Source organism: Rheinheimera sp. B2H12 (genome assembly GCF_059620065.1).
Map to the genome: position 1 here is coordinate 90580 of NZ_CM184363.1, position 23452 is coordinate 114031.

The 23452-nt window shown below is 49.8% G+C and carries 21 protein-coding genes and 1 pseudogene; 15 read left to right on the forward strand and 7 right to left on the reverse strand.

What is annotated here, in order from left to right:
* Nucleotide 1: 1 nt before the first annotated feature.
* Entirely contained in the window at nucleotides 2–1750 is a 1749-nt protein-coding gene (locus tag AC53GJ_RS00450) for an acetolactate synthase 3 large subunit (protein WP_496730579.1), read from the reverse strand.
* Between the two features lie 428 nt (nucleotides 1751–2178).
* On the opposite strand from AC53GJ_RS00450, the gene AC53GJ_RS00455 reads away from it, so the two are divergent.
* The 5 genes from AC53GJ_RS00455 to AC53GJ_RS00475 all read left to right on the forward strand — a co-directional run bounded on the left by AC53GJ_RS00455 (nucleotide 2179) and on the right by AC53GJ_RS00475 (nucleotide 7768).
* The gene (locus tag AC53GJ_RS00455) at nucleotides 2179–3018 is read left to right on the forward strand and encodes a co-chaperone YbbN (protein ID WP_496730580.1); all 840 of its coding nucleotides are present in this window, start codon (nucleotides 2179–2181) and stop codon (nucleotides 3016–3018) included.
* A gap of 48 nt (nucleotides 3019–3066) precedes the next feature.
* Entirely contained in the window at nucleotides 3067–4323 is a 1257-nt protein-coding gene (locus AC53GJ_RS00460) for a S1 family peptidase (protein ID WP_496730581.1), read from the forward strand.
* On the forward strand, nucleotides 4314–5285 hold the full coding sequence (locus tag AC53GJ_RS00465; protein ID WP_496730582.1) for an FHA domain-containing protein: 972 nt from the start codon (nucleotides 4314–4316) through the stop codon (nucleotides 5283–5285). Before AC53GJ_RS00460 ends, AC53GJ_RS00465 begins: the two co-directional genes overlap by 10 nt.
* Before the next feature lie 335 nt (nucleotides 5286–5620).
* Nucleotides 5621–6640: a DUF3616 domain-containing protein gene (locus AC53GJ_RS00470; RefSeq protein WP_496730583.1), complete on the forward strand. Its 1020-nt coding sequence runs from the start codon at nucleotides 5621–5623 to the stop codon at nucleotides 6638–6640.
* Nucleotides 6641–6697: 57 nt separating this feature from the next.
* Nucleotides 6698–7768, forward strand: a complete 1071-nt coding sequence (locus AC53GJ_RS00475) for an N-acetylmuramoyl-L-alanine amidase (RefSeq protein ID WP_496730584.1) — start codon at nucleotides 6698–6700, stop codon at nucleotides 7766–7768.
* A gap of 185 nt (nucleotides 7769–7953) precedes the next feature.
* Here the strand turns inward: AC53GJ_RS00475 and AC53GJ_RS00480 are convergent, their stop codons facing one another.
* Nucleotides 7954–8352, reverse strand: coding sequence for a response regulator (locus AC53GJ_RS00480; protein ID WP_496730585.1), 399 nt, complete (start codon nucleotides 8350–8352; stop codon nucleotides 7954–7956).
* Nucleotides 8353–8496: 144 nt separating this feature from the next.
* Here AC53GJ_RS00480 and AC53GJ_RS00485 point away from each other — a divergent pair, with 144 nt between their 5' ends.
* On the forward strand, nucleotides 8497–9687 hold the full coding sequence (locus AC53GJ_RS00485; RefSeq protein WP_496730586.1) for a methyltransferase: 1191 nt from the start codon (nucleotides 8497–8499) through the stop codon (nucleotides 9685–9687).
* Nucleotides 9688–9706: 19 nt separating this feature from the next.
* On the opposite strand, the gene yihG (AC53GJ_RS00490) is transcribed toward AC53GJ_RS00485, so the two are convergent.
* From yihG (AC53GJ_RS00490) to speA, 3 genes are all read right to left on the reverse strand, one after another.
* Complete coding sequence (yihG, locus tag AC53GJ_RS00490; RefSeq protein ID WP_496730587.1) at nucleotides 9707–10645, reverse strand: 1-acylglycerol-3-phosphate O-acyltransferase, YihG family; 939 nt, start codon at nucleotides 10643–10645, stop codon at nucleotides 9707–9709.
* The gene (yihG, locus tag AC53GJ_RS00495) at nucleotides 10645–11550 is read right to left on the reverse strand and encodes a 1-acylglycerol-3-phosphate O-acyltransferase, YihG family (RefSeq protein ID WP_496730588.1); all 906 of its coding nucleotides are present in this window, start codon (nucleotides 11548–11550) and stop codon (nucleotides 10645–10647) included. Before yihG (AC53GJ_RS00495) ends, yihG (AC53GJ_RS00490) begins: the two co-directional genes overlap by 1 nt.
* A 131-nt stretch (nucleotides 11551–11681) precedes the next feature.
* Nucleotides 11682–13568 carry a biosynthetic arginine decarboxylase gene (speA, locus tag AC53GJ_RS00500; RefSeq protein ID WP_496730589.1) on the reverse strand — a complete coding sequence of 629 codons (1887 nt, stop codon included), beginning with the start codon at nucleotides 13566–13568 and terminating at the stop codon, nucleotides 11682–11684.
* Nucleotides 13569–13697: 129 nt separating this feature from the next.
* Between speA and speE the strand changes: the two genes are divergently transcribed.
* Nucleotides 13698–14570, forward strand: coding sequence for a polyamine aminopropyltransferase (speE, locus tag AC53GJ_RS00505; RefSeq protein ID WP_496730590.1), 873 nt, complete (start codon nucleotides 13698–13700; stop codon nucleotides 14568–14570).
* A gap of 57 nt (nucleotides 14571–14627) precedes the next feature.
* On the opposite strand, the gene AC53GJ_RS00510 is transcribed toward speE, so the two are convergent.
* Entirely contained in the window at nucleotides 14628–15476 is an 849-nt protein-coding gene (locus tag AC53GJ_RS00510) for an EamA family transporter (protein WP_496730591.1), read from the reverse strand.
* Between the two features lie 203 nt (nucleotides 15477–15679).
* Here AC53GJ_RS00510 and AC53GJ_RS00515 point away from each other — a divergent pair, with 203 nt between their 5' ends.
* From AC53GJ_RS00515 to AC53GJ_RS00525, 3 genes are read left to right on the forward strand one after another with little or no spacing between them, the layout of a single operon-like run.
* Nucleotides 15680–16525 carry an alpha/beta hydrolase gene (locus AC53GJ_RS00515; RefSeq protein ID WP_496730592.1) on the forward strand — a complete coding sequence of 282 codons (846 nt, stop codon included), beginning with the start codon at nucleotides 15680–15682 and terminating at the stop codon, nucleotides 16523–16525.
* Complete coding sequence (locus AC53GJ_RS00520) at nucleotides 16522–17067, forward strand: DUF2975 domain-containing protein (protein WP_496730593.1); 546 nt, start codon at nucleotides 16522–16524, stop codon at nucleotides 17065–17067. The genes AC53GJ_RS00515 and AC53GJ_RS00520 overlap by 4 nt, the downstream gene beginning before the upstream one ends.
* Nucleotides 17067–17309: a helix-turn-helix domain-containing protein gene (locus tag AC53GJ_RS00525; protein ID WP_496730594.1), complete on the forward strand. Its 243-nt coding sequence runs from the start codon at nucleotides 17067–17069 to the stop codon at nucleotides 17307–17309. The genes AC53GJ_RS00520 and AC53GJ_RS00525 overlap by 1 nt, the downstream gene beginning before the upstream one ends.
* 90 nt (nucleotides 17310–17399) lie before the next feature.
* Here AC53GJ_RS00525 and AC53GJ_RS00530 read toward each other — a convergent pair whose 3' ends face one another.
* Nucleotides 17400–18038, reverse strand: a complete 639-nt coding sequence (locus AC53GJ_RS00530; RefSeq protein ID WP_496730595.1) for a YiaD family glycine zipper/OmpA-like lipoprotein — start codon at nucleotides 18036–18038, stop codon at nucleotides 17400–17402.
* Between the two features lie 260 nt (nucleotides 18039–18298).
* On the opposite strand from AC53GJ_RS00530, the gene AC53GJ_RS00535 reads away from it, so the two are divergent.
* The 5 genes and pseudogenes from AC53GJ_RS00535 to lepB all read left to right on the forward strand — a co-directional run bounded on the left by AC53GJ_RS00535 (nucleotide 18299) and on the right by lepB (nucleotide 23368).
* Entirely contained in the window at nucleotides 18299–19549 is a 1251-nt protein-coding gene (locus tag AC53GJ_RS00535) for an HlyD family secretion protein (protein ID WP_496730596.1), read from the forward strand.
* A 27-nt stretch (nucleotides 19550–19576) separates the two neighbouring features.
* Nucleotides 19577–19810 (forward strand): hypothetical protein, encoded by a 234-nt coding sequence (locus tag AC53GJ_RS00540; RefSeq protein ID WP_496730597.1) that lies wholly within the window; start codon nucleotides 19577–19579, stop codon nucleotides 19808–19810.
* 749 nt (nucleotides 19811–20559) lie between these two features.
* A pseudogene (locus AC53GJ_RS00545) lies at nucleotides 20560–21720 on the forward strand (peptidase domain-containing ABC transporter); the annotation flags it as partial.
* Between the two features lie 96 nt (nucleotides 21721–21816).
* Entirely contained in the window at nucleotides 21817–22593 is a 777-nt protein-coding gene (locus AC53GJ_RS00550) for an ATP-binding cassette domain-containing protein (RefSeq protein WP_496732743.1), read from the forward strand.
* Between the two features lie 184 nt (nucleotides 22594–22777).
* Nucleotides 22778–23368 carry a signal peptidase I gene (gene lepB / locus AC53GJ_RS00555; RefSeq protein ID WP_496730598.1) on the forward strand — a complete coding sequence of 197 codons (591 nt, stop codon included), beginning with the start codon at nucleotides 22778–22780 and terminating at the stop codon, nucleotides 23366–23368.
* Nucleotides 23369–23452 lie beyond the last annotated feature (84 nt).

Below are 23452 nucleotides of genomic sequence, written 5' to 3' on the forward strand. Positions count from 1 at the left end.
GTTAAGTCCGCTCCGTTTTGCTTAAGAACATCTCATTCATGGCTCCGCCCGGCACCTGCATCGGGTACACATGTTCTTTCGGATCAATATGAATGTCGAGGAATACCAACCTGTCAGTTAAGGCAAAAGCCCGCTCCAGTGCCGGTTCCAGCTCTTCCGGTTGCGTCACTCTGATGCCAACATGACCGTAAGCTTCTGCCAGTTTGACAAAGTCCGGCAGCGAATCCATGTAGGAGCTGGAATAGCGGGAGTCATAATTCATATCCTGCCATTGCTTGACCATGCCCAAATAACCGTTATTGAGGTTGATGATTTTCACCCCCAGGCCATATTGTTTACAGGTCGACAGTTCCTGAATATTCATCTGAATCGAACCTTCCCCGGTGACACAGACCACTTCTGCGTCCGGGTAATGCAGTTTGACGCCCATCGCGGCCGGCAAGCCAAAGCCCATAGTGCCGAGGCCGCCTGAGTTGATCCAGCGGTTCGGTTTGTCGAATTTGTAATACTGCGCTGCGAACATCTGGTGTTGGCCCACATCGGACGTGACATATGCATCACCTTTGGTATGACGATGTACGGCTTCAATCACAGCTTGCGGTTTCAGCAGATCGCTGCGTTGCTCATAACGGCCGCCATGGACTTCACGCCATTGTTGAATTTGCTGCCACCAACTGGCCAGCGCATCCTGATCCAGCTCTGCGTCGCCTTTGCTGCTTTGTTTGTCGAGCAAACTCAGCATTTCCTGCAGCACAGGCTGCACCAAACCGACGATAGGCACATGGGCACTAATGGTTTTGGAAATACTGGCCGGGTCAATGTCGATATGGATAATAGTGGCATTGGGGCAGAATTTTTTGGTGGCGTTGGTGACTCTGTCATCAAAACGGGCGCCGACGGCGAAAATCACATCGGCATGGTGCATCGTCTGGTTGGCTTCGTAACTGCCATGCATGCCGAGCATGCCGATAAACTGCGGATCTGACGCCGGATAAGCCCCCAAGCCCATCAGGGTATTGGTGACCGGTAAATTCAGCCGACGTGCCAGCGTGGTTAGCTCTGCCGAAGCACGGCCTAAAATCACACCCCCACCGGCATACAGCACCGGCTTTTTCGCTGCTAATAAAGTCTGTAAGGCTTTTTTAATTTGACCTGGATGGCCTTTGGCATTCGGGTTATAGGAGCGCAGTTTGATATCTTTCGGATATTGGTACGGGAATTTCTGACTTGGAATGGTCATATCCTTCGGAATATCCAGCACCACCGGGCCTGGCCGGCCGCTTTGAGCAATATAAAAGGCTTTTTTCACCAGCGCCGGAATATCGGCCGGGTTGCGCACTGACATATTGTGTTTAACGATAGGACGGGAAATGCCGAGCATATCGGTTTCCTGAAAAGCATCATCGCCAATCAGATGGCTCATCACCTGACCGCAAATCACCACCATCGGAATCGAGTCCATATAAGCAGTGGCAATACCGGTGACGGCGTTGGTGGCACCTGGGCCTGAAGTGACGAGCACGACGCCAGCTCTGCCGCTGGCACGGGCATATGCGTCCGCCATATGGGTTGCTGCTTGTTCGTGGCGGACCAGCACATGCTTCACATCGTTTTGCTGGAACAGCGCATCATAGATATGTAACACGGCACCGCCTGGGTAACCATATACGTATTCCACACCCTCATCGTGCAGGGCGCGGACTAACATGGCACCGCCAGACAGCATTTCTGGTTGGTTTTGTTGGCTCATGACTTCGGTCTCATAGTTTGCGTATGCAAAAATTACGGCGCTACTGTTGCAGAACAACGGGCGGCACCGGTTGGGTCTTGTCGAAACAAGAAATTCTTTGCTACGTGGACGGTTGGCAGTGTAAGGGTACTGACAACAAAATATTCAAACTATGGCTAAGCCAGGTTGAAACGACGGCTTTGCTAATTATCTGACTTCTGTCTGGAGAAGTTCGTTCTGAAGGCTCGTCAGAACTTACTTTACGGGAATCTGGCTGGCCTTGTCGACCCCTTTTTTGTCGCAGGAGCGGCGATTTTTCGACTCGATAGCGCAGGCCGGCGGAAAAAGCGCCATTGCAACCGCTGGCACCGGCTGGCGGCTTGCAAAAAGCTAAGGCTGGCCACATAGTAGCAAGCATCAGATGAACCCGAGCAACAGAGGTGGCAGTGGTGGAACCTATTGCAGTAAATTTTGACAATGTGCGCGATATTCTGGCGCAATCACAGCAGCAACTGGTGCTGTTTGCGTTTTGGTCTGAGCGTTCCGAACCAAGTAAACAACAACTGCAGTTGTGTCACAGTGTATGCAGTGAATATCCGGAACAATTGGTGTTAGCCAGTGTTAATTGTGACCTGGATCAGGAACTTGCCATGCAGTTTGGCGTCAGAAGCTTGCCGACTGTGATGTTTATTCAACAGGGTCAGCCGGTGGACGGTTTTGCCGGACTGGAAACTGAAGCGCAACTGCGGCAAAGATTACAACCTTACCTGCCAGCGCCGGAAGCCTTATTGCTGGCCCAGGCTGAGCCATTATTAGCGGTACAGCAGTGGGCGGAAGCTTATCCGTTGTTGCAACAAGCGCAGCAACTGGCGCCGGAGCAACCGATGATCCGTAAAGCGCTGGCGCTGTGCGCAGCGTCTTTGGGTCAACTGGAGCTGGCGAAAGAATTGATTGGCAGCATTTTGCTGGCGGATCAGGATGCGCTCTATCAGCAGGTGCTGGCGGTGCTGGAACTGGCGGAAAAAGCCGCCGACACGCCCGAAATCCGTGCTTTAGAAGCGGCGCTGGCGGCCAACCCGACCAACCTGTTGCTGCACCAGCAATTGGCAGTGCAATATCAGCAAGCCAACAGACCCGCTGATGCTTTAGCCTTGTTGTTTAAGGTGCTGCAGCAGGATCTGAATTTTGGTGAAAGCAAAGCGCTGTTGCTGGATATTCTGGCAGTCTTGCCAAAAGGGGATGCGCTGGCTGGTACGTACCGGCGTAAATTATATAGTCTGTTGTATTAATCCAGAGTACAGGCAGCGCTGCACTGCGCTGTCTGGCAAGGAACAAGCATGCGAAGTTTGTGGTATGGCTGTCTGGCCTGGTGCGCGCTGTTGGCGCTGACGGTGCAGGCTGATTCTGCTGAACAATTATTTGCCCGGTATGAACCGGCGTTATTGCAAGTCAGAGTATTGGAAAACGCCTCCGGCGCCAAAGCTTCAATTGGCACTGGTTTTGTGCTGGAACAGCCGAATTTGCTGGTGACCAACTATCATGTGGTGTCAGAAGCCGTGTTGTTTCCGGAGAAATACCAACTGGAATATCTGGCGCAGGATCAATCCAAAGGTCAGTTGCAAGTGCTGGCCGTGGATGTCATTAACGATTTGGCGCTGGTCAAAACCGATTATCAGCCGGCTCAACGTTTTGCCATTCAAGCGGAAAAACCGGTGCAGGGCGTCACTTTGTACTCGTTAGGCAACCCGCATGATCTGGGCATGATTTTGGTTCCGGGCACTTACAATGGCCTGCAGAAATACAGTTTTTATCCACGCATCCATTTTACCGGTGCCGTCAATTCCGGCATGAGTGGTGGCCCGACTGTGGATGCCAGTGGCAAAGTCGTGGGCATCAATGTGGCATCGGCTGGCAATCAGCTTGGCTTTTTAGTACCAGCTCAGGCGTTGACAGCGCTGTTGGCGCGTTATCAGCAACAAGGACAACCGGCGGATTTTAAAAGCCAGATCGAAGGCCAGTTGCTGGACAGTCAGCAGAAAATGTTTGCGCAAATTTTGCAGGCGGACTGGCAATTAAAAGAATTTGGTCCGGGTAAAGTGCCAGACGAAATTGTGCCTTTTGTCCGTTGCTGGGGTGAATCCAATGTAGAAAAACGCCAGGATCAACTGAAAAAAGTGGCAGCGTTTTGCAGCCAGTCAGAAGAAATCTTTTTGTCACAACGCTTTAGCACTGGTCGAATTGAAATGCAGTTTGAATGGTTGCATGGACCAGAATTGCATCCGCTGCAATTTTTTCATCGTTATCAGCAGAATATTGACCGCGCTAATCCGGATAATCAGGCTGGCAAAGAAGATGTGACGCCATTTGAGTGTCAGCATCAGGTGGTGCAACAACACAATGGTCAGCGCGCTAAAACCATTTTTTGTGTCCGGGCCTACCGGCAGTTTAACGGTTTATATGATGCGTTATATCTGGCTGCTTCGCTGGATCATCAGCAACAAGGCATTGTCAGTCATTTTACCTTGTCCGGTGTCAGTCAGGACAATGCACTGGCCTTTAGCCGGAAGTTCAGCGAGGCGGTGTTATGGCAGTAATCATCGAAGTGCTGAACAAACAACATAAAGTCATTGAGCGGCATAAATTTGCTCAGCATGAAGTCCGGTTGGGCCGCGCTTATGACAATGATGTGATTTTGTATGATCGACATGTGTGCCCGCATCATGCCAAACTTTGGCAAAATGAGCAGGGTCATTGGCAACTGCAGGATTTAGCTTCACTCAATGGCAGTTTTCTCGATCCCGCCCAACCTTTGCAGCAAGCTGCTCTAGTGCCATCCGGTCAGCTGTGCTGGCTGGGCGAGCAACCGCTGCGGATCTATGACGACCAGCATCAGGTGGCGCCGGCGTTGCCTTTTAACCCGCTGGAGCAAAAACTACAGAGATTTGGTCATTGGCCACTGATTATCAGCTTACTGTTGCTGATCCTGGCTGAAGAGCTGTTCCGCATCTGGTTGAATGCACCAGGTCAGGAGTCCGGTCAGTGGACCCGCAATTTGTTGAATTTGCCATTGTTAGTGCTGGCGTTGGCGTTATGGCCGACAGCGCTGGCGCTGTGGTCGAAACTCAATCAGCATGAAGCCAGATTTTTACCACAATTGGGTCTGACTTTTGCCGGCATCAGTGTGCTGGCGCTGTGGCAGTTATTACTGTCGATCGTCAATTTCAGTCTGGATGGTGCCGCCGGTGTGGTCTGGTTGCGGGAAGCCGGTAATGTCATGTTGTTAGCGTTGCTGCTGGCTGCCAATTTTTATCTGGCGCTGCAATTTGCGCTGTGGAAAAAACTGGCACTGGCGACCAGTCTGGCAGTACTGCTGAGCTTGCAAAACCTCGGTGTTGGCGTTTTTGTCGATGATTCCCAGCAATTAATGCCCAGGTTTGATGCCAGTCTGTTGCCAGGTAATTTTTATCTGAATCAGCCGGTGGCAGTAGACGACTTTAACCGCGATAGCACCGCTTTGTTCGAGCAGGTGGCAGCGCAGCGGCAGTTGCAGCCTTAAGTTGGCTGATGCGGGTGGTGCAGTGTAAGCCGCATTTAAGGCCGGGACACCGGTCATCGCAACATCGGTATCATGGCGTTGTGCTGTGACCTGCGCTCAGTTCATGTGATTGTTGTGACTGGACTGAAATTCAGCGCAACACTGGCCATCAGGGGAGTCAAACATCAGGGCCCCCTGGCGTCATGCGCTGAGCGACCCGAGTCGTCATACGGTTGTTACTGAGAACGCAGCACCTTTTCACAGCGCAAGATACATTTTTATTGCGGTATGGATTGCTAATCAGGTTAATGTGTCTATATTTTGAGCTGTTTTGGCCTGAATCCGCCAGAGTAGACATGATGCAACAAATTAACTTTACGATGTTAGCAGCTATCAGTCTTATGTTGCTGATGCCTAATGTATACCCGCAGGTGAGTATCGGGAGTACTGAATACGGCGGGATGTGCGATGCCTCCGCCAGCGTAGCAATAACGCCAACCATGTTTATCGCAGCGAGTGACGAGGACAATAAGCTGAGGGTTTACTGGCGTGACAAGTCAGGAGCACCTGTGCACGAGTTTGACCTCGCAGCCTTCCTCAAGGTTACATCGAGGCAGGAAGCTGACATCGAGGGAGCTACCCAAATAGGAACGCGGGTTTACTGGATCACCTCGCATGGGACGAATAAGAACGGAGAGTCGCGTCCCAGCCGCCACCAGTTTTTCGCCACTGATATTCAGGTCACAGGTGAACAGGTGAACATCACGACAGTCGGTAAGCCCTACCAAAATCTGCTCCAAGGTCTGAGCAGCCTCTCAGGGATAGCAGACTACAAGTTGAGTGAAGCGGCGCAAGCTCCACCGGAACAAACAGAAACCATAAACCAAGTCGCGGGCCTGAACATCGAAGGACTCAGCATGACTCCGCAGGGCACACTGCTCATCGCCTTTCGTAATCCGGTAGCCGGAAAAAACCAGCAAGCGCTGATTGTCCCATTGATAAATCCGGACCAGGTTATTGCTGGGAAGGAAGCTGCAGTGTTTGGGACTCCGATCTTATTGTTCCTGGATGGACTCGGAATTCGCAGCATCGAGTATGTCGGGGCTATGGGCAAGTATCTGATTATTGCAGGCCCCTCAGGTGATATCGGTGATTTCAAACTATATCAATGGGCTGGACCCTCTTCGGAACAGGTTGAGCCGCTCAAAGGGATTAACTTTAAAGACTTGCGACCGGAAGCGTTAATCATTTACCCCGAGGAAAAGGCGAAAATCCAGTTCCTCAGCGATGATGGTACTAAGGAGGTGGATGGGAAGGATTGCAAGAAAGCAAAACCAGAGAAAAGAAGTTTTCGAAGTGGCTGGGTGACTCCCTGACTTCATGGTCGTATCTGGAACGAATGGCCTTACAGCAATATTTTCTTAGGAGGTTTTATGTTTAGCTGGCAAGACTTTGTACGTGTATTGAATAAATCTAGCATTGAGTTTGAACACCTTAAGATCATCCAACTATCCCAGGCAATATTAGAGTCCGGGCGAGGCGAATCTGCATTGTTTCAGCGACACGCCAATCCCTACGGCATGAAATATCGGCGAGAAATGCACCAGATTGCTGTCCCCATGACCTACAAAGCCAGTGATGGGGAAGATGTGTACTGTAAATTCGATGATCTTGATGATGCGGTTGCTGGCTATTGGATCTTTATAGACAGGCCTGTCTACGCTGGATGGCGGCATAGTAGTGCAACACCGGAGGACTATCTGCGTTTCATCGTCTACGCAGGCTATGTTGGCGGACCATTTGATGGAACTCAGGCCGATCGTGACAGCAAGGAAAAGTACATTGAAAAAATCCGGCATCTCATCCCTGAAGCCCGTCGACTGCTGGCAGATCAGCCTGTAGCAGATGTGCCGCTGAATCCTGAGCACGCGGCACCTATCTGGCGACACAAAGGAGTGCTGCTTGAAGTCGGCCATGGGCCAATGCCTGCAGGATTCGATCCTGGTGCTGTGGGGGTAAATGGCGTTCGCGAGTATGATCTGAACCTGATAGCGGCGCGAGCCGCAAAGGCCGTTATCGATGCTGCCGGGGTGCCCTGTGTGATCACTGATATGAATGCGAGTCTCTATGCTATTGGGCAGCTCGCCGCTGGTTATGACGTGTTTTGCTCCATACACCATAATTCAGCAGGAACAGCAGCGCAAGGGGCTGAAGCCTTGGTGCATATTGACAAAGGGGATGCGTCTGATGTGCGTTTGGCCAACCTGATAAGTGCTGAGATAGCCCGGGAGTTAGCGATTGCGGACCGAAATCGCAAGAATGGGACCCCACGCAGAGCTCTTGGTGTGTTGAGTGGAGCGGAGGATACCAACGTACGAGTGTCTGTGCTGGCCGAACTTTATTTTATCCATGTTGCAGTCCCCAATCCGACCGAATGGAGCACGCGCGGGGGCCAAGCGACTGGCAGAGCTATCTTGCAATGGCTTAAGGAAAATACCCCCTAGCAATAGGAGTCGAGAATGGTTTTGTCTTGAGGGACGTTATGCAGAGAGGATCAGGCTTGAGGTCCTTCCTGCAATCTTTGAGCCGACATCTTTGCGTTAAAACTCAGCCAGAGTGATACCCTTTGTAACCGCAGTTGCTTTTGCTGCAACTGCGCTGGTTTGTGCTCAGCCTGGCCCCGCCATACTCAGGGCTGCAGTCTTAACTGATGATCCAGCCAGATTTGCCGGATTTGGCTGGATAAGGTCATTGGATCAAAAGGTTTTACCACCAGATCACGGGCGCCTAATGCGGTGTACGATTCCACTTCACTGGCCTGGACTTTAGCCGTCATAAACACCACTGGTACTTTGGTCAGATCAAACTGTTGCTGCAATTGTTTTAAGGTGGTGGGGCCGTCCATGCCTGGCATCATCACGTCCAGCAATACCAGTTGCGGCTCAAAACCAGCAAAGCGTTGCAAGGCTTCCTGGCCGCTGCTGCAGGTACAGACCTCAAATTTGCCGACAATTTCCAGCGCCACCCGGGCAACATCCTGGATCGAAGGATCATCTTCAATATGCATAATGCGGCGTAAATCGTTCATGGTGCTGGCCTCTTGCCGGAAAAATATCCGTTTAGTCTGTCATATCCTGACTGACAGCGCCAGTCGGCGGCAGTTTCTATGCCTTGTGATGGCTTTTGCCGCTGCTGATTCTTTATAATCGACTTTTACCCGATGGAGCTGGCGATGACCTCTGAGCTGTACCGCTGGTTTTGCCAGCTGGATCAATTACTGTGGCAGCAGCAATCTTACTGGCGGCTGGCGCCGATGCACCTCCGGCAGTTGCCTTGGTCAGATCATCCGGCATTAGCGGCCTTACTCAGCCAATTCAGCTTGGCGGACTGTGCAGACATCGATCAGAGCCCGGCACTGCAACAACAGCATTTTGGCCACTTCTGGCCAGAATTGTGGCAACAGCCGCAGCCAGAATTATTACAACCTGAGCCAGTTGCCAGTCCTTTTTGGTTAGCCACTGATATTGCTGGTCGCAAATGGCAGCAAATTCAGCTGTTTGCTGCCACTGTGGGTCAACAGCAATTGCCAGTGCTGGAATGGTGTGCCGGCAAAGGCCATCTGGGCCGTTTACTGGCACATCAGTTTGGTTGTGCTGTGCACAGTGTTGAATGGCAAGCGGACTTGTGTCAGCAGGGCGAGCAGAGTGCCAAGCAGTTGCAACTGCCGCAACGCTTTAGTCAGCGTGATGTATTGCAACAGGACTGCTGTGATTTATTCCAGCCAGCACAACAAGTACTGGCGCTGCATGCATGCGGCGATTTACATCGGGCCGCTTTAACCCAAGCCAGCAGTGCCGGCTGTCAGCAAGTGCATCTGCTACCTTGTTGTTATCATTTACAACAAGCAGAGTTTTACCAACCGATGTCAGCAGCAGTGCGCAGCAGTCGGTTGCAGCTGCACAAAGCAGAACTGAAACTGGCAGTGCAGGGCCATGCCACTGGCGGTGCCCGGATCAGCCGATTACGCCAGACCGAAGTCTGGTGGCGGCGGGCTTATCAGTTATGGCGTGAGGCATTGACCGGCGATCCCAACTATCAGCCGTTGCCATCGGTCGGTAAACACTGGTTTAGTGGTGTTTTTATCGATTTTGCCCACTGGGCTGCGGCCGAGCATCAACTGCAGTTACCGGCAGGTCAGGATGGCGCTTGTTACCTGCAACAAGCTGAACAGTTGTTATTATTGCAGCGACGGATTGAGCTGGTGCAGCATTTATTCCGCCGGCCGCTGGAACTATGGCTGGTGCTGGACCGGGCTCTTTATCTGGCAGAGCAGGGTTATCAGGTGACGCTGCGACAACTCTGTGATGCCGCCATCACACCCCGCAATCTGTTAATCAGCGGCTGGCGCGACGGCCAAAGCTAAGCCGCGCCAGCGCTGAAGCTTAAAGCGCTGACGAACAATCCAGTGCCGTTGATTTTGACGTGGCAGGCTGGCCGAGGTAAGCGGCAATGCGCTGATCTTTTTGCTGCCAGCGCTGATTGAGCCATAGCTGAAAACGTTGCCGGAAGGCCTCATCCTGAAAATAGTCGCCGATAATACTGTCATCCACCGGCAGCACTTCAACCTGGATCACCACCCGTTGTAACCGGCCCATCAGCATATCCAGCAGCACATGGCGCGGGTTATCCGGATAAATCAGCGTGATATCCAGTACCGCATCAAACTGCGACCCCATGCTGGCCAGGGTGAAAGCAATACCACCGGCTTTGGCGGGTAATAAATACCGAAATGGACTATTTTTTGCCCGCTGTTTGGCTGGGGTGACCCGGCTGCCTTCGACAAAATTGATAATAGTGGTGGGCTGATGGCGGAATTTTTCGCAGGATCTGCGGGTAGTTTCAATATCCTGACCCTGTAGTGCCGGGTTGTTGCGGATTTGTGCCTGGCTGTATCTTTTCATAAAAGGCATGTCCAGCGCCCAGGACGCCGAACCGATAAAAGGCACCCATTTCAGTTCTTCTTTTAAGAAAAACTTCGGCTCTGGGATCCGTTCCAAGGCAAACTGACTCAAGACCGGAATATCCAGCCAGCTTTTGTGATTGGAAATCAATAAGTACCAACGGTCAGCCTTGAGTTCAGTCAAACCGGATAACTGCCACTGCACCGGATTAAACAGCTCCATCAACTGGCGATTATGATAAGACCAACGCCGGTACGCCCAATGCGCCAGTTGTGAACAACGCCGGTTTAGCCAGCTTGATGGCAGCAGTTTCAGCAAACCACAGCTAGTGACGATCAAGCCCCACAACGTTAAATTCAACGTGAAACAGCAAAGGGTGAATGGGACCAGCAACAACCGGACTGAGAAAAACATTGCCATCAGCCTTGGCCTCCCTGCGGTTGTTGTTGCGCCAGCAGGCTCAGTTGTTGATCTTTATCCAGCCACAGCTGATTGACCCAGTGTTGGAAGCGGGCGCGAAAGTCTGGATCTTCATAATCGCCAATCAGTTGTGGATCAATCGGCAGCACTCTGACCCGCACTTGAATGTCATGCACTTTGCCGGAAATATAATCCCAGAAGCTGGGTGCACCTTTGGGATAATAAATGGTGACATCCAGTAGTTTATCCAGCCGCTGGCCCATCGCATTCAGCACAAAAGAGATACCGCCGGCTTTAGGTTTGAGTAAATGCAAAAAAGGCGATTGTTGTTGTTGCTGTTTTTCCGGGGTAAAACGGGTGCCTTCCAAAAAATTCATTACCGACACTGGCTTGTATTGAAATTTTTCGCAGGCTTTACGGGTGGTGATAATATCCTGGCCTTTTAAATGCGGATACTTTTTTAAAAACGCCGCGCTGTAACGTTTCATAAATGGGAAATCGAGCGCCCACCAGCATAAACCGATCACCGGCACATAAATCAGTTCTTTTTTCAGGAAAAATTTTAAAAACGGCACTTGTCGGTTCATCACTTTTTGCAGTGCCAGAATATCCACCCAGGATTGGTGATTGGCGATCACCAGATACCAGTCTTTAACCGAGAGTTGCTCCAGCCCTTTGATATCCCAGTGAATACGGCTGAACAAGGCGCTGGTGAAATTATTCACACTGATCCAGGCCGTGGCACAGTGGTCGAGCAGATAAGTCATGCTGACCCGCCACAGCCGCACTGGGGGCAACTTTAACAACGCCAGTAATAAAATCGGTACCGCCCAGAATAAGGTGTTGACCAGATACATACAAAAGGACAGTAAGCCAATCAATGGTTTAGGTAAAAAATTCAGCATCGGGTGCTGGCCTCCTGTAACTGTTAATACCAATAGCAGACACAAATCGCAGATAACAAAAGAGCAGGCTAACCTGCTCTTTGTTGTCGGTTCAGCGTTATTCTGAACTGCTCAGACCTGTGGCGTCCAGCTTAATCTTCGAAATAGGTGTAACCGTACACACCGGCTTTCAGTTCATCCAGCATGGAGGCCTGTTGCGCTGGGGTGAATTTTGACGTCGCCAACTGGTGCTGATAAGACAGCAGCAGTTTGTCAGCATCAAACTGGACATAACGCAGTACATCGGCCACGGTATCGCCTTTAATCGCATTGGTCAGTTTGTAACTGCCGTCGCTGTTCAGCTCGACGTGGACAGAATCGGTATCGCCAAACAGGTTGTGCAGGTCACCGAGGATTTCCTGGTAAGCACCGACCATAAACATGCCGAGTAAATATTGCTGATCTTCTTTGTAGATCGGCAGCGGCAAGCTGGATTCAATGCCATTACCGTCGGCATAGCTTTTCAGCGCACCGTCGGAATCGCAGGTAATATCCTGAATAATAGCGCGATGTTCCAGTGATTCGTGCATCCGTTCCAGCGGCATCACCGGGAACAGTTGATCAATACCCCAGGCATCCGGCATCGACTGGAACAATGAGAAGTTAACGAATAACTTATCGGCCAGTTTTTCGTTCAGTTCATCGTGAATTTCACGATGTGAACGGGAGGATAAATCCAGCTTGTCTTTCACTTTGTTGATGGTGGCAAAATAAATCTGTTCCAGCAACGACCAGTCTTTTAACGTCAGCAAACCGTGCACATACTGAGCATGTGCATCGGTAAAATAATGCACTGCATCGTGATAGGCTTCCACCGCCGAGCGGGCCGTGACGTTCTGGTAAGAATCCCACAAGGCCCAAATCACCGCTGGTGAATCTTCACTTGGTTCTGGTAAATGCCGCAGACCAGGCGCCCGTTCGATATCAATGGCATCGGTCACCAGCACTGCATGGTGTGCTGTCATGGCACGGCCAGATTCAGTGATAATGTTCGGATGTGGCAAATCGTATTCGTCACAGACTTCTTTTAAGCCATACACCACATTACGGGCATATTCGTACATGGTGTAGTTCATCGAGCAGGCAGAACGTGAATTCGAACCTTCGTAATCGACGCCCAGACCACCGCCCACGTCCACCGTATTGATCGGCACGCCTAAAGTACGCAGTTCAGCGTAATGGCGGGCACATTCGCGGATGGCATTGTGAATGTCACGAATGTTGGCAATTTGCGAACCAATGTGGAAATGCACCAGTTGCAGCAAATCCAGTTTGCCAGCTTCTTTTAAGATATCAATGGCTTGCAGTACCTGTGTTGCGGTCAGGCCAAACTTGCCTTTTTCGCCACCTGTGTTCTGCCATTTACCTTTACCGACTGAGTTCAGTTTGATGCGGATGCCGATATAAGGCGCCGCTTCCAGACTGTCGATTTCGCGTAATAAAGTTTTCAGTTCAGATAACTTTTCTACCACGACAAACACACTGTGGCCCATCATCTGGCCAATAGTAGCCAGGCGCAGGAACTCGCTGTCTTTGTAACCGTTACAGACGATGCGCAGTGGCTGTTCAGTCACGCCTAAAATTGCCATCAGTTCTGGTTTAGAACCTGCTTCAAGGCCGACTTTACCACTGTGATGGCTGACCAGCTTGCTGACCACCGAAAATTGCTGGTTAACCTTAATTGGATAAACTGCAGTATATTCACCCTGATAGTCGCGCTCTTGCTTGGCTTTGGCAAAAGACTTGATCAGTGTATCTACACGATGCTCCAGAATATCAGTAAAACGCACCAGTACTGGTAACGTCAGACCTTCTTCTTTAAAACGTGCAGTCAGCTCCGGAAAGCTGATGCCTGGTTTGCTGTGATCCTGATCCGGATAAGCAACGAGATCGCCCTGTGCGTTGACGTCAAAATAGCCTTCGCTCCAGACTGCTACGTTATAGATGGATCTTGCTTTGTCGATACCCCATTCTGCCATTGTCGTGCCCTTAAAAAAATTCAGCCGCCATTTTAAGACCAATAGCAGCAAAAAAACATGAAAAGTTTGTCCCAAAGCGCCGCTGCTGGCAAAATAATTGCCCCTTAGGATCGCGACAGGACCTGATAAATGTCACAACATAAGTCACAACTTAATTCAGAACAGTGGTTTACAGAAATTTTCCAACCCAGTGGCAGTGCCTTCTCGCTGGAAATTACCCAAAAGTTAGCTGAAGTTCAGTCGCCTTTCCAACATATCGAAATGTATCAGACCACCCAGTTTGGCAATATGATGGTGATCGATGGTGTCATTATGCTCAGTAGCCGGGATAATTTCCTCTATCACGAGATGCTGAGCCATCCGGCGTTGTTCACCCATCCGGATCCACAACAGGTGGTGATCATAGGTGGTGGCGACTGCGGTACCTTACGCGAAGTGCTGAAACATCGATCAGTGCAACAAGTGACTCAGATTGATATTGACGAGCAAGTCACCCGGATGGCGGAACAGTATTTCCCGGAACTCTGTGCCAGCAATCAGGATCCACGTGCCAGCTTGCATTTTGACGACGGCATTCGTTATATGCGTGAAGCCGCCCCAGCCAGTCTGGATCTGGTGATTGTTGATTCGACCGATCCAATAGGGCCAGGTGAAGGCTTATTTAACCGGGCCTTTTACCAGAGCTGTTTCAATGCACTGAAACCAGGTGGTATTTTAGTCCAGCAAAGTGAATCGCCGCTGATCCATTTGCCATTATTAAACGATATGCGTCAGGCGATGAAAGATGCCGGTTTTGCCGCCTTACAAACGCTGAATTTCCCGCAAATGGTCTATCCAAGCGGCTGGTGGACCTGTACTTTAGCCCGCAAAGAGCAGGGCTTCAGTGGCTTCCGCCGGCAGGATGCAGAAAATCCGGGCTTTGACACTGAATACTACAATGCCGATATCCATCAGGCGGCGATGGCACTGCCGAACTTTATGCGGCGGCAACTGGTCGGTTAAGTCCATGACTACCGACCAGTGCGATGCAACATCTTTGCTGCAGCGCTGGTCGGCTGTTTAACCCTGTTGTAACCGGCTTGCCCAACCTAAGCTCAGTAGCAGCAGCGCTGAACCAGCGGCAAATTGCAGCCAGTTGACTTGCTGTTGCCACAACACAAAATTCACCACCAGCCCGGCCGGGATCAGCAGGTTGTTCAGCACGGCTAACTGGCTGGCGTTGACCTGTCGTGCACCGGCATTCCACAGCCAATAACCAAGACCGGACGCCACTAAGCCGAGCCAGAGTAAAATCAGCCAGTCGCTCTGACTGCTCGGCGCTTGTTGCCAGTTGGCAAAAAACGCACAACCGAGCGCCGCCACCACACTGGCACCGACAAAAAACCAGCCAAAACTGTGCAATTGCTGGCGCGGCTCGCCAAGCGCGAGCTGCCGGTACGCCACCTGACCAAAGGCAAAACATAAGTTCGCCGCCTGTACCAGCAACAAGCCAAACCAAAAATCACTGTCCGGCTTAGCGTAGCGGATGACAAAAGCGCCAAGCACAGCCAGCAGCGCCGGTCCCAGCCAGGCAAATCGTAGCGGCTGGCGTCGCCACAGCTGATCCAGCACTGCCACATACACCGGCGTCAAAATGGTAAACAGCAGCACCTCGGCTACGGTCAGATACAAAAAGCTGTGATAAAACAACAGGTACATCAGGCCCAGTTGCACGGCACCAATACCAGAGAGCGCCAGCGCTTGCCGGGGTGGTGTCGGATAACGCAGCAGCCATGGCAAAAATAACAACAGCGCCAGTGCCATCCGGCTGGCGACTGCCAGATAAGGATCCACCCGGCCCGCCAGAAATTCGCCAATCAGTGAAAAGCTAAAAGACCAGATCAAAGTGACCCAGAGTAAAAATTGCATGCCAGTTGCTCAGTCAGTTGTCTGCGGTATGAAGGGCGCAGTATAGCATTCAGCCGCTGCATGCAGCCAGAGCGCTGCGGCCGATTCTTTAGCATGAAAGAGTAATTAGTTAATGATAAACGGTAATAAATTATCCTTTACAGTTATTTCTTGCTGCGTTAGCGTACAGACTGTTTTGTCCGACCAACCCATTGGAGTAGCTCATGAAAAGAACAATACTGCTCAGCGTGGCGCTGAGTTTGTTGCTGACGGCTTGTACCGTGAAAATTCAGCCGCAACATTTTATCCGGCCGGATCGCGCCGTTACCCAGCAATGGCTGGATCAACAGCAGCAAGGCCAGACAGTGCAGCCTTATCAAATCACTGCCGCTGATGGTGTGGTGTTACATGGCAAACTGATCCGCCACCCGAACGCTCGTTTCACCTTGTTGTACTTTGGCGGCAATATGTTTCACAGTGACCGCGAAAGTCTGGATATCGTCAAAGCGCTGGGTCAGTTTCAGAATAACCTGCTGATGCTGGATTATCGCGGTTATAACGGCAATAGCGGCACGCCTGATGTCAGCAATCTGGCCGCCGATGGTGTCGCTTTGTTTGATGCAGTGCAGGCGGATGCCAGTCTGGCCAAAGTGCCGGTGATGCTGCATGGTTTTTCGCTCGGCAGCGTGGTGGCAGCCCATGTAGCGGGCGAGCGGCCAGCGGCGGCGCTGGTATTACAGGGCAGTGTGACCAATGTGGCGGAGATGGCTGCAGCACGGACGCCATTGTGGCTGAAACCTTTTTTGCGCTACGACATTGCGCCTGAGCTGACCAAAGTGGATAACCAGGCGGTGCTGGCCCGGATCCAAACCCCGTTATTGATTTGTGTCGGCGCGGAGGATAGTGAAACCCCGGCAGCGTTATCGAAAAAACTATATGCCGCTGCTGCCAGTCCGCTGAAGCAATTGTATATTGCCGAAGATATTGGTCATGGCAATCTGTTTGTGCAGCCTGAAGCTGTGGCACAATACCAGACCTTTATTCGCCGAGTATTTCGCAGCACCTTATGAAAGCTATTGTTCGTCTGAGTCAGTTGATTTGCGCTTTGTTAAGCATCATTCTGCTGCTGCATTTGGTCAGCCTGGCCTATACCCTGTGGCTGGGCAATCAACAATTCCAGCTGGCGGGGGCTATGATGCAACTGGCATTACAGGTGCCCGGTTATAGTAGTAAAGCCTGGCCGGTGTTGCAGCAACTGGGCTATAGTCAGCTTTGGCTCAGTCTGCCGCAGCAGTTTTTTGTGATTTTGCTGAATGGTTATTTGTTGCGGTTGTTTTTGCTTTACCGGCAGATGGTGATTTTCACACCTAAAAACGTGCAATGTTTTCAAAGTATTGGCGTTTTATTAGTGGTCTGGGCCTGCTGGCAGGTGTTGTATTCACCCTTGCTGGTGACGGTATTCAACCAACTGCATCAACAGCAGCATCTGCGTTATCTGCAAGTGGAAGATACCCAACTGATGCTGTTGGTGACAGGCTTGATTGTCTGGGCCACAGGCCGGGTGATGGCTTATGGCCTGCAATTAAAACAAGAGCAGGATTTGGTGATCTGATGCCGATTATTGTCGAACTGGATGTGATGCTGGCCAGGCGCAAAATGAAAGCCACAGATTTAGCCCAGGCCATCGGTATCACGCCGCAGAATTTATCTGTGCTCAAAGCTGGTCATGCCAAAGCGATCCGCTTTTCCACTTTACAAAAAATCTGTCAGCATCTGGACTGTCAGCCCGGCGATTTGCTGGTGTACCGGCCCGGACCTGAAGATGCACTGGCCGCGCCAGATGAGGCTGATTAGCTAAAAAAAGGGTGGTCAGGTTTGGTGAACCATTGACCTGCCACCCTGGGACAAACTGGACCGGCGTCGGTTTTGACCGACAGCCGCAGCTTATTGGGTAATAGGTTCGATATGAATTTCCACCCGGCGGTTTAACGCCCGGTTGGCGTCTGTGGTATTGGGCACCGCTGGGTAATTCGGCCCCACGCCACGGGTTTCTAACCGGATCGGATTGACCTGCTGGGCAATTAAATATTGTTTCACGCTGTCAGCGCGCGCCTGCGACAGCTGCATATTCAGCGCCATAGTACCGGTATCATCGGTATGACCGGTGATCACCAGCATGGTTTTTTCATACTCAGCCAGCACTTTGCTAATGTCATTCAGCACCGGATATAACTCAGCACGGATGTCAGCGCGGTTGACGGCAAAGGTAATTTGCGACGGAATATCCAGCCGTAAAATATCGCCATCACGATAAACTTTCACGCCGGTGCCAGATAACTGCTCTCGCAGCGCTTGTTCCTGGTTATCCATATATCGACCAACCGCAGCCCCAGTTAAAGCGCCCAGTGCCGCACCAATCGCCAGCCGTTTGTTTTTATGATTGCCAGTAGCTTTACCGGCAATAGCCCCAACGGCAGCGCCAATAGCGGCACCCCGCGTGGTATTGTTATTTTCAATCGAAGCACAACCACCCAGTGCCAGGGTGGTGCAGACAGTGGCAACTAATAAATGACGTTTTGACATCGGAATTCCTTGCAAAATAAAGCCGCATTATAAAGACAGCCCGTAAAGATAACAGCAGCCTAGGCGCTAATAGCTGAATTCATGCTGAATTTAGCATTGCGTTGGGAGACAGCATTTGCTGAAAAGCTATTGAAGTGTGGTTAATTTGTATTCATTTAACGTTAAAATGTGGCCAAAACAGAAAAAAGTTATTGAATTGTGTTTTTTTGCAGTATTTTCGGTTTAAGCAACATATAAAGTAGTTTTGTTGCACTGGAGTTATGATGTTACATGGATTGTTTCGTCGGGCTGCACTTGAGCAGCAGTCCGCCCGTTTAGACGGTGCCGTTATTATTGCGCAGCCAGTTTCCACCACGCTGCTGCTGGCAGCATTGTTATTGGTTGTCAGCGCGCTGCTAATTTTTTTAGTGCAAGCCTCCTTTGACCGCAAAGAAACCGTCGCCGGTTATTTAAAACCCAGTCTGGGTTTAGCCAAAATCACCGCGCCACGTGCTGGTGTAGTCAGTGCAGTTTATATTACCGATGGCCAGCAGGTAAAAGCAGGTGACCCACTATTAAAGATTTCGCTGCAGGAACAACTGGCAGAAGGTCAGAGCCTAACCCTGAGTCTGAGTGCCGGCTTTGATCAACAAACCCGCTTAGTGCAACAACGTCAGCAGCAATATCAGCAGCATTTTCAGCAACAACAATCCGAACTGACCCAGCGTTTACTCAGTAGTCAGCAATTGCTGCGTGAAATCACGCATCAGCAGCAGATGTTGCAAAAAAGGCTGGAACTGAATCAACAACGCTTCAGCGATTATCGGGCGCTGCAGCAGCAAGGGGCGGTCTCCCCGGATGAACTGGATAAACAGCAGGAATTTATCTTCAGTTTGCAGCAACAACTGGCTGAGCAAAAAGCCAGTGAGCAAGCCCAGCTAAACCAGTTGCAGCAAATCCAGGGGCAACTGGCAAGGTTACCGCTGGAACAGCAGCAGCAACAAAGTATGCTGGCGTCCGAGCTTTCGCAATTACAACAACAAAAAACCGAATTAATGGCACGCGGCGAGCTGGTGTTAACGGCACCTGTCGCAGGCCGCGTGACCAACCTTATTGCTGAAACAGGCAACAGTATTCACAGCGGAATGTCATTACTGACAGTGATGCCAGCGCAGGCCGAATTAAGGGCAGTGCTGCTGGTGCCAACCAGGGCTTATGGTTTTGTCCAGGCCGGTCAATCCGCCCGGCTCAGATTTGATGCCTTGCCATATCAGCGTTTCGGCAGTTATCAGGGACAAGTGATAAAAACGGCACAGGCAATCGTACTGCCAAACGAAGTCGATATGCCTGTTACCGTGCAAGAACCAGTGTACCGGGTTGAGGTGCAACTGGAGTCGCAACAAATCCGCGCTTTTAATAACGATGTCCCGCTGCAATCGGGCATGTTGTTAAGTGCAGATATAGTGCTGGAACAACGCAGCCTGTTGGCCTGGTTGTTTGAGCCGATCCTTAGCCTGAAAGGCAGGCTGTAATCTTTAATATTCTCAAGGAGAGATCATATGCAAGAGTTAAGTTTTGAGCAAGTGGAAGATGTGGATGGTGGTTGTGCAGCGTCAGAAGTTATGGGAGATTTTGTCAAAGGGTCATTCGCTTTAACAGGCGGCTTTATTGGTGGAGCGACAAGCTTTGGTTTTGGCGCTCCTCTTGGTGGCTTTGCAGGCGGTATGGCAGGCTCATTAGCATGGGTAAGTATGAGAAGTGATTTTGAAGCTCGCTTTTGTGAAATGAATTGAGAGACGAATTTAGAGAGTAAATCCTAAAGCACCGAACAGCGTTGCCAGCTCTACTGCTCGCTTTTTGAACTGAACGGTGCTCAAGTTGTCGATGCAAGCATAGGAAAAGAAATTTACTATGCTTTTTTCTCAGGTATGCGTATGTTTTTTATTAATTTCATAGTGTTTTTTTTAATTTTGACATTAGTTAAATTTGTAGGTTGCATTGTAGATGGTATTGAATTCAATTACAGCTTATTAAGTTTGTCTGTAAATTTATTATTTTCCGCTTTATATTCTGTTTTTTCATTTTGCTGGGTTCGAAAAAATGAAATATAATTTCATTTTTTGCTGTTTTTTTGAAATATTTTTATGGCTCGCATAATCGCAGGTGCTTAATGATATTGTTGAATTCTTCATGATGTCTTTGTCATATCTTATGTTTTTTTGACTGCTTTCTTCTTTGGGTTATATAAGTGCAACGTTTTTTTATTTTGTTTTTTGAAGTTTAGTCGTGTCAGCATATTCCTGTATTATCATTTATGACTGATTGTTCAGTCATGTAAAAGTAAGGTCGTGATGGTGTCAGCTATATTTTTTATGGGCTATTTTTACAATCCATCTGGCTGGGAGCAAATACTATCAGTATTTATATTTTCGATGCATGACTTGTGTTTCATCTGTGGCATATTGAACTTTTGAAGGTGAGAAATAACTTGACTGTGATTTACCAATCCGAAACCGCTGAATGTGGTTTAGCCTGCGTGGCTATGGTGGCTAATTATCACGGCCATTAGCTTGATCTAACTACTTTACGCAACCGCTACAGCGTTTCACTGAAAGGCGCCAATTTACAACAACTGATGCAACTTGCCGGTCAATTAGGCATGGCCCCCCGCGCTTTAAAGCTGGATTTAGCTGATCTAAAAAACCTGCGTTTACCCTGCATTTTGCATTGGGAGATGAACCATTTTGTGGTGCTGAAAAAAGTCAGTCGCAACGGCATTACTGTGCTTGATCCTGCGATGGGTGAACGTGTGGTGACAATTGCTGAGGTGGATACATCTTTTACCGGTGTGGCATTAGAGTTAAGCCCGACCACTGAATTCCAGCAGATTGATGCCCGCGTTAAGTTGGGTCTGACTGCTTTTTGGAGCAAGGTGCAGGGGTTGCTGCCGTCCCTTGTGAAGCTGTTTATTTTGTCGTTGTTATTACAAGTTTTTGTACTGGCGGCGCCTTATTACAGCCAATTGGTGGTGGATGAAGTGTTAGTCAGCCATGATACCCCCTTGTTGGCGGTGCTGGCGTTAGGGTTTGGTTTATTAATGCTGGTACAAACGCTGACACAAACCTTAAGGGGGTGGGTGGTATTGCATTTAGGCTCAGTGATGAGTCTGCAAATGGCCACCAACTTATTTCGACATTTATTGCATTTACCGCTGGGCTTTTTTGAAAAACGTCATATGGGCGATATTGTCTCGCGGTTTGGGTCACTGAATGCAGTGCGCGAGTTATTAACCACCAGTTTAGTGGAAGGCGTCATTGATGGTGTGATGGCGCTGACCGTGCTGGTGATGATGTATCTGTACAGCCCGCAGCTCAGTATGGTGGTGCTGACCGCAGTGCTGATCTATGCCCTTGTTCGCGCCATGTTGTACCGCCCTTTGCAACAGCGTACTGAAGCCAGTATCGTCGCCAGTGCCAAAGAGCAAACTAACTTTATGGAAACAGTGCGCGGCATGCAAAGTATTAAGTTGTTTGGCCAGCAAAGTCAGCGCTTAAATATCTGGCAAAACCGTTATGCTGATGCCGTCAATCAACACTACAGACTGGGCAAATGGCAACTTTCTTATAGTACGATCAACCAGTTATTATTTGGAATTGAAAATACGCTGGTGGTGTATTTGGCGGCATGGGCTGTTTTGGATGGCGTGATCAGTGTAGGAATGCTGTTTGCTTTTATGGCCTATAAAAATCAGTTTACCACCCGGATGGCGGCGCTGATTGACAAGTTGATTGCGATTAAAATGACCCGGCTGCATCTGGATCGATTGGCCGACATTGCGCTGACGACTAAAGAGCAGGAAGGTGAAACCGCACAGGCTCGTACCATCAGTGGTGACTTACGATTGACCGATGTTACATTTCGTTATGCCAGTAATGAGCCGGTGTTATTTCAGCAGTTAAATCTGGAGGTGAAAGCGGGCGAGAGTGTGGCTATTATTGGCCCATCCGGTAGCGGTAAAACCACCTTGCTGAAACTGATGTTGGGTTTATTGCCATTAGAGTCAGGTCAAATTGCCGCCGATGGGGTCGATATACGGCATTTGGGTTTGCGCCACTACCGTCAGCAAATTGCGGCCGTGATGCAGGAAGATGCGTTAATGTCTGGCACCCTGGCAGAAAATATCAGTTTTTTTGACAGCCAGTTGGATATGCAAAAAGTGATGGCCTGTGCGCAGTTGGCTGGCATCCATCAGGATATAACAGCGATGCCAATGGGTTATAACGCATTCATTGGTGATATGGGCAGTAGTCTGTCCGGTGGCCAGAAGCAGCGTGTGTTGCTGGCTCGGGCTCTATATCGACAACCGAAAATTTTGTTGATGGATGAAGCCACCAGTCAGTTAGATCTGGCGCTGGAAAATCATGTGAATACAGCCATTCGTCAGCTTAATATGACCAGAATCATTATTGCGCACCGACCACAGACTATTTTTAATGCCGATCGGATCGTTCTGTTACAGCAAGGGCAATTAACCGATGTTACAGAAAGTTATAAAAAGCAAATGAACACTGGCTAAAGCTTTATTGAATAAAGCGCTATATGCTGCTCTTTTCATCAGTGAGCAATAGGAGTTCTGCGAGGTCATTTTTATTTTGCAATCTAGAGTGTTTATTTTCATCTCATTTATTTTGCTACTGTGCTCTGTCAGAGTGTTGCGCTTATTCGACACGCTGCCACTGTTAATTGCCTGGCTGAGCGCTGTGCTGCTATTCATTCTGCTGGTGTTTTTTGGCTGTTTATATCGGCGTCAATTTATTTATGCTTTTGTCAGCGTACCGACTTTTTTGGCCCTGACGCTGCTTTATTTGAAATATCCAGCGCTGACAGGTTATTCTTTTGATTATGTTGCACCGGGCCGGAGTGGCTCCAATGAGCCGACCATAGTCGCCGGTGATTTTATTATGTCAAAACATCTGGATGTGATGCCTGTCGCAGGGGGGATGTATGGCATTCAGAGTGACAATCAATTATACCGAAAAAGATTGCATGGCTTACCCGGTGATAAAATTCATCGCTGTAATGAAAAAGTGTACGTTAACGCGCAGCATTATGCGGTATCAGCGCAATGGCAGCCCAGCACAGTGCAAGATTTTTCCACCTGCCATAAGCTCAATCAGGTGTTTTATCTGCAAGCGGATGAATATTATTTTTTAGGCGACAATAGCTACACCAGTCAGGACTCCAGGTATTTTGGTGCTATTGCCGCCAGTCAGATAGTGGCGACATCGCTTTACCTGATTCGATCCGATGGTTCGGTTAAACAACTCGCGGTTGAATTTAACAGACAGTGAATATGTAGCCGCTGGATTGGGTTGGCCCCATGGCGGACTGCCCCAGCGCTTTGCGTTGGGTCGAGTCCGCCCTACAGCGGCCAG